A 2,061-nucleotide genomic window follows, 5' to 3' on the forward strand; every position below is an offset into this window, starting at 1 on the left:
GAAGAAGTCGATCGCACGCCGCGTCTGGCCGTTGTAGCTGATCTCGCGGTTCTCCAGCAGATAAGACAGGATCTTCAGGAAGTGCGACTTACCGGAGCCAAAAAAGCCCGAGATCCAGACCCCGATCAGACCAAGGATCTGCGGATCACCACTGTTGTCGAGGGTCTTGAGGAAGGCATCGAAGAAGCGCCGGAAGTGGGTATCCAGCTCCTTGGTGATGACGTACTCCTCCAACTCCTGCCAGACCGACGCGGCATCGTCCTGATCGGCCTTGATGACACCGTTGATCGGACGGTCAACGGGCTTGGTGAAGAGGTCCTTGATGAGCATTTTGGAAGAAGTGGTTAGTGGTTAGTGGTTCGTTTTTGACGAATAGGTATGGTGTTTCAGCTTACGGAAGATATCATTCGCGAATACCGTTTATTTGCATACAATCAACCCAATACCGCTACCTGCAAGACCATTCACTTCTTCCCTACTAACCACTAACCACTAACCACTAACCACTAACCACTAACCACTAACCACTAATACTACTTTGTCATCTTGATCTACGCACCTGATATCGCTATATTTTCCGAGCTGCACGTAAAAAATAGACTCTGGATGTTTCATGGTCAGTTCCAAAAGCCTTGTGCGGCAAGATCCCTTGCGCTCACTCCAAGAAAATCTGGCATTTCACATTGAAGACGACCACCAGCACTTTCAGACGGCCACGTCGGATAGCCTCGAGCTCAGCGAGGCGTCTATCCGGGGTCTGTTTAAGACTGAAGCGAGCTGGCGCAATCTGGAACGCATGAACGAGGAGTTGGAGATGTCTGGCGACGGTTACCAGCGCCTACAGCAGTTCATTTCGGATTCACCCTGGTCAGCCAGCGCGTTAATCCGTGACATGGCGCTGAAGACGTCTGCGTTCTACGCCAGCCAGCCGACCTATCAGCGCCGGGACGTCGGTTATATCGTCGATGAATCGGCGCACCTCAAGAAAGGCAACCAGTCCGTTGGCGTCGCCCGACAATATGCCGGCGTCATCGGTAAGGTCGAGAACTGCCAGGTCGGGGTGTATGCCAGTTTGGTGTGGAACACCCACAGTACCCTGATCAACGCCCGGCTGTATCTGCCCGACCGAGGCCTGGACCGATGACCCCGCGCGCTGCGACAAGGTCGGCATTCCCGCCGATCAGCGCACCTTCAAGACCAAACTTGAACTCGCCCGGGAGATGGTCCAAGCCGACCTCGATGCAGGCGTTGAGTTTGACTGGGTCGGGGGTGATGGGTTCTACGGTCATGGACTCGAGTTCGGCCAGGCGCTGGATGAGATGGGGTTAAGCTTCCTGCTCGATGTCCACTGCGATCAGCCGATCGACCCCTTCGAGCCCCAGTTGGGGGTGCCGGAGCGCACCTCGACACGCGGTGCGGCACCCACGAAACGGCGCGCCGACGTCGAGGCACTGCGCGTCGATGCCTACGCCCAGCAACTGCTGCCCTGCCAGTGGCAGACCGTCACCGTGCGCGACGGCACCAAAGGCCCGCTCAAGCTGGCGATGCACGTGCGGCGCGTCTGGCTCTGGGACGGCGAGGCCGAGACCCCGACCCAGCGCACCCTGGTGATCAGTCGCCGGCTCACCGACAACAAGCTCAAATACGCGTTGAGCAACGATGACGCCATCACCACGCCCATTGAGCGGTTTGCCTATCGGCAAGCGCAGCGCTATTGGGTCGAGCGCGCCTTTCAGGAAGCCAAAAGCGAGTTGGGGATGTCCGACTACCAGGTTAGAAAGTGGATCGCATGGCACCATCATATGGCGCTGGTCATGCTGTCCCTCTCGTTTCTCGTGAAAGAGCGTATTCAAAAAAAGCGTCCTACCCGCTGTTGAGTGCGCGCGACATCCGTCTGCTGATCATCGCCATGCTCCTCAATGATCCTGATGCCGTTGATCGGCGCATCGCACAAATGGACATCCGTCATGAACAACGACGTAAAGATATTGAGCGATATTACAGAGAACAGCATCCTGAGGAGGTTAATGATCCTGGCGAAATCAGGGATTCGGAATTAAT

At 56.1% G+C, this 2,061-nt stretch carries 3 protein-coding genes and 1 pseudogene; 3 read left to right on the forward strand and 1 reads right to left on the reverse strand.

What is annotated here, in order from left to right; genetic code table 11:
* A partial coding sequence (locus VBE63_RS28000) for a hypothetical protein (RefSeq protein WP_323685173.1) occupies window positions 1-330 on the reverse strand: 330 nt, incomplete at its 3' end.
* 283 nt (window positions 331-613) lie between these two features.
* Here VBE63_RS28000 and VBE63_RS28005 point away from each other — a divergent pair.
* The 3 genes and pseudogenes from VBE63_RS28005 to VBE63_RS28015 all read left to right on the forward strand — a co-directional run.
* Entirely contained in the window at window positions 614-1,144 is a 531-nt protein-coding gene (locus VBE63_RS28005; RefSeq protein WP_323686268.1) for a transposase, read from the forward strand.
* Window positions 1,145-1,169: 25 nt separating this feature from the next.
* On the forward strand, window positions 1,170-1,877 hold the full coding sequence (locus VBE63_RS28010; protein ID WP_323686269.1) for a transposase: 708 nt from the start codon (window positions 1,170-1,172) through the stop codon (window positions 1,875-1,877).
* A pseudogene (locus VBE63_RS28015) lies at window positions 1,874-2,061 on the forward strand (hypothetical protein); the annotation flags it as partial. The gene VBE63_RS28010 and the pseudogene VBE63_RS28015, both read left to right, overlap by 4 nt.

It is taken from the genome of Lamprobacter sp., assembly GCF_034860625.1.
Taxonomy (GTDB): Bacteria; Pseudomonadota; Gammaproteobacteria; order Chromatiales; family Chromatiaceae; genus Lamprobacter.